The following is a 4,058-nucleotide window of genomic DNA, read 5'->3' as shown; positions in this document are numbered from 1 at the left end:
GCCCCTATAGCTCAGTCGGTAGAGCGTCTCCATGGTAAGGAGAAGGTCAACGGTTCGATTCCGTTTGGGGGCTCCATAGCACAAAGGCCCTCGCCCATTCGGGCGGGGGCCTTTTGCATGCCCGGATGTATGCCCGGCGGGACCCCGCCGGGCCGCCGAGCTCAGTCCGTGTGCAGGCCCGGCACCCGCATCGCCAGGATCGCCATGTCGTCGGACGGCGCGTCCTGGGCGAAGCGTTCCACAGCACGCATGATGCGGGCGGCCACCGCTCCCGCCGTCAGGCCCGTGCAGGTCGTGAGGACCTCGGTGAGGCCGTCGTCGCCCAGCATGCGGGTGCCCTCACGGCGCTCGGTGACGCCGTCCGTGACGCAGAGCAGGACGTCGCCCGGGTCGAGGGTCACCGTCTGCTCGTAGAGCTCCAGGTCCTCCATCACGCCCAGCAGCGGCTGGGGTTCGGCGGCGGGCTCGACGGTGCCGTCCTGGCGCAGGCGCAACGGGAGCGGGTGGCCGGCGCAGACCACCTTCAGTTCCGCGCTGCCGTCCTCCTGGGGGCGCAGTTCGCCGTATAGGAGGGTCAGGAAGCGGCTGCGGGCGCCCTCGTCGAGGATCGCGGAGTTGAGGCGCTCCAGGACCGCCGGGCCGCTGAGTCCCTCGCGGGCCAGCAGGCGCAGGGCGTGCCGGGCGAGGCCGGTCACCGCGGCGGCGTTCGGGCCGGTGCCGCAGACGTCGCCGATGGCGAAGCCGTAGGCGCCGTCGCTGATCGGGAAGAGGTCGTAGAAGTCGCCGCCGACCTCGTTGCCCTCGCCGGCCGCGCGGTAGATGACCTCGACCTCGACGCCGTCGATCTCGGGGAGTTCGGGCGGCAGGAGGCTGCGCTGGAGGGACTGGCTGATGGCGGTGCGCTCGGAGTAGAGGCGGGCGTTGTCGAGGGCGAGGGCGGCCCGGCGGCTCAAGTCCTCGGCCAGTTCCAGGATTTCCTGGCGGAAGTGTTCGTCGGTGGGCTTGCCGAGGGTCAGCATGCCGATGACGCGGTTGCGGGCGACCAGCGGCAGGACGACTGTCTCACCGCCGACCGCGGCCGCCGTGGCGAGCGTCGGGCCGATGCCCGAGCTGACGCGCCTGACCGGCTCGCCCAGGCCCAGGCTGCGCATGGAGGTGCGCAGCGCGGCCTCGTGGGCGGCCTGCGCGGGGGCGGACCAGACGCGGGCGCCAGGGGTGGGTACCGGGTCGGGCGGGGGGATCTTCGAGAGCAACGACTTGATGCCGTCGATGAGTTCCTCGTCCTCGTGCAGGACGTAGGACAGGTACGGCTCGGACGCCTGGTCGGCGATGGTGTAGACCGCGCACCAGGTCGCCAGGGTGGGCACCGTCATCTGGGCCATCAGGGCGAGGGTCTGGTCGCGGTCCAGGGTGCCGGCGAGCAGGTCGGACGCCTCGACGAGGAAGCTGAGCGAGCCGCGGCGCAGGCGTTCCAGCTCGCCGAGCCGGGCCGACTCGACGGCGAGCGCGATGCGGTCGGCGGCGAACTGCAGGCGCAGGGCCTCTTCGTTGGAGTACCGGCGCGGCGCTTCGGCGGCGACGCCGAGGGAGCCGGTGAGGCGGCCCTCGACCTTGAGCGGGACGGTGACCACCGAGCGCATGCCGGTGCCGCTGAGCAGGGGTACGGCGCCGGGGACCATGGTGAGGTCCTCGTGCACGGCGGGCATGCGGGCGGAGCCGTAGCGGCCGGGGCCGGCCTCGACGGGTACGCGGGCGAAGCGCTGGCGGGCGGAGGGCAGGCCGGTGGAGGCGCGTACCTCCAACTCTGTTTCGTCGTCGGTGGCCAGCAGCAGGAAGGCGGAGTCGCCGTCGAGCATGTCGCGGGCGCGTTCCACGGTGCGCTGGAGGAGGCCGTCGAGGTCGTCCGGGGCGGGGGAGCCGATGAACACCTCGAACGGGTCGGTGCTCTGGCCCTCGCCGGAGCCGCCGCTGTCGGAGGAGGCCATGCGCAACGGGGTCTGCAGCACGGCGCGTTCGTGGTCCCGTACCAGGAGGCAGACCGTGGAGGGTTCGCCGTCGGTGTCGCGGACGCGGAGGTGGGAGGCGTAGACCGGCGTGATCCGGCCGTCCGCGCCGCGGATGCCGTAGCTGCCCTCCCAGCGGGAGAGTTGGAGGGCCTCGGCGATGCCGGTGCCGGTGCCGGGGGTGTGCGGCCAGGCGGCGAAGTCGGTCAGCGGCTTGCCGGTTACCTGTTCGGCGGCGTAGCCGAAGAGTTCCTCGGCGTCCTCGTTCCACGCGGAGATGGCGCCGGTGCGGTCGATCTGCACGACGGCGACGCGGACCCGGCCGTCGGCCAGGGGCAGGAGGTCGGCGGGGAGGGAGGGGCCTGCGGCGCGGGTGCCCACCGGGCGCTCGGGGAGGTCGAGTTGGAACCAGACCTGCTTGTGAGTGGGCGTGTAGTCGACGCCCCAGCGGTTGGCCAGTGCCCGGCACAGCTGGAGGCCGCGGCCGCCCTCGCGGTCGGGGCTGGCCATGTCGTCGGCGATGCCCTGGACGGGGATGTCGCGCTTCGGGTACCGGTCGGCGACCTCGATGCGGACGCCGTCCTCGGTGCGCAGGCACAGGACGTCGGCGGCGGTGCCCGCGTGCACCACGGCGTTGGTGACCAGCTCGCTGGTGAGGACCACGGCGTCGTCGAGGATGTCGGCGAATCCCCAGCCCTGGAGGGTGTCGCGGACGAAGGAGCGGGCGCTGGCGACAGATCGCCCCTGGGGCTCGAAGCTGGCGGCCGCGCGCGCGGTGATCACAGAACTCCTCGACCTGTTGTCGACGTGCTGGGCTGCCTGGCCGCTCGGCTCCTGCCGCGGATGCGGCAGGCCGCCCTTCGGCCGGGGTTCCGAGGGCTGCTCCCCCGGGATCAGTCCGGTGGTCATGTTGCGGCCGCCCCTCCGATGCCCGCTCGTTTCGTGCCACCGCCCTAGCCGGACGGACCGGTGCGGCTGGACAGCCGCATGCAAGGTTACTTACCTTCGCCGTCCACGCGGATGCCGGTCTGCAGTGTTTCCGCCCGGAGGGTGTGCGGACGGTGTGCGAAGCTGCCGAACTGTTATGGCCGGGTTCGGCCGGGGTGAAACACTGGGCAAGCTTCTGTTGAAGGTCCGGGCAGGCCGGGTGTCTTTTGATCGCGGTGGGCAGTAGTCCGTGGTGCGGCCTGGTAGACCGGGCGGATATACGCAGCAGTAACCGGCGCGCCGGGCAGGAGCGCCGGGAGCACGGCAGTGACGGTCGACCCCTGCGGGAGGGACACAGTGGAGTCTGGCGCAGCGACGCGGGGCACGAAGACGCGCGCGAAAGGCGGACAGTCCCTGATGAACCAGCGCAAACCGCGTGGCGGGACCACCGAAGTGGACACGGCCGCACTGAACCGGCTGCTGGCGGCCCTGGAATCCATGCGGGACGGCAACTTCCGCAAGCGGCTGACGGTCTCCGGCGACGGCGTGATGTCGGAGATCGCGGCCGTGTTCAACGAGGTGGCCGACCGCAATCTGCATCTGACCGGCGAGCTGGCCCGGGTGCGGCGCACGGTGGGCCGTGAGGGGAAGCTCACCGAACGGCTGGAAACGGGTGCCTGTGAGGGTTCCTGGGCGGCCGCGATCGAGAACTCCAACGCGCTCGTCGACGATCTCGTACGGCCCGTCTCCGAGGTCGGCCGGGTGCTCTCGGCGGTCGCGGAGGGTGATCTGTCGCCCCGTATGGAGTTGCGGACGCAGGCCCCGGACGGCACGGGGCAGCCGCTGCGCGGGGAGTTCCTGAAGGTCGGCCGTACCGTCAACAATCTGGTCGACCAGTTGTCCACGTTCACCGACGAGGTCACGCGGGTGGCCATCGAGGTGGGCACCGAGGGCAAGCTGGGCGGTCAGGCACGCGTGCGTGGCATGTCGGGCTCGTGGAAGGACCTCACGGACTCCGTCAACACGATGGCGTACCGGCTCACCGCGCAGGTGCGTGACATCGCGCTGGTGACCACGGCGGTCGCCAAGGGTGATCTGTCGCGGAAGGTCACGGTTCACGTGGCCGGG

The 4,058-nt window shown here is 71.7% G+C and carries 2 protein-coding genes and 1 tRNA gene; 2 read left to right on the top strand and 1 reads right to left on the bottom strand.

Annotation, left to right across the window (positions count from 1 at the left end):
- Window positions 1-76: transfer RNA gene (locus GA0115233_RS39635), tRNA-Thr, on the top strand.
- A gap of 85 nt (window positions 77-161) precedes the next feature.
- On the opposite strand, the gene GA0115233_RS39630 is transcribed toward GA0115233_RS39635, so the two are convergent.
- The gene (locus tag GA0115233_RS39630) at window positions 162-2,912 is read right to left on the bottom strand and encodes a SpoIIE family protein phosphatase (protein WP_093725608.1); all 2,751 of its coding nucleotides are present in this window, start codon (window positions 2,910-2,912) and stop codon (window positions 162-164) included.
- A gap of 375 nt (window positions 2,913-3,287) precedes the next feature.
- Between GA0115233_RS39630 and GA0115233_RS39620 the strand changes: the two genes are divergently transcribed.
- Window positions 3,288-4,058 (top strand): HAMP domain-containing protein (locus GA0115233_RS39620; RefSeq protein ID WP_176712118.1); only part of this gene is annotated, 771 nt, incomplete at its 3' end.

The sequence above is a fragment of the Streptomyces sp. DI166 genome, from assembly GCF_900091315.1.
Classification (GTDB): domain Bacteria; phylum Actinomycetota; class Actinomycetes; order Streptomycetales; family Streptomycetaceae; genus Streptomyces; species Streptomyces fuscus.
Note: the sequence above shows the minus strand (reverse complement) of the source record. Positions and strands in the feature narration are given on the sequence as shown.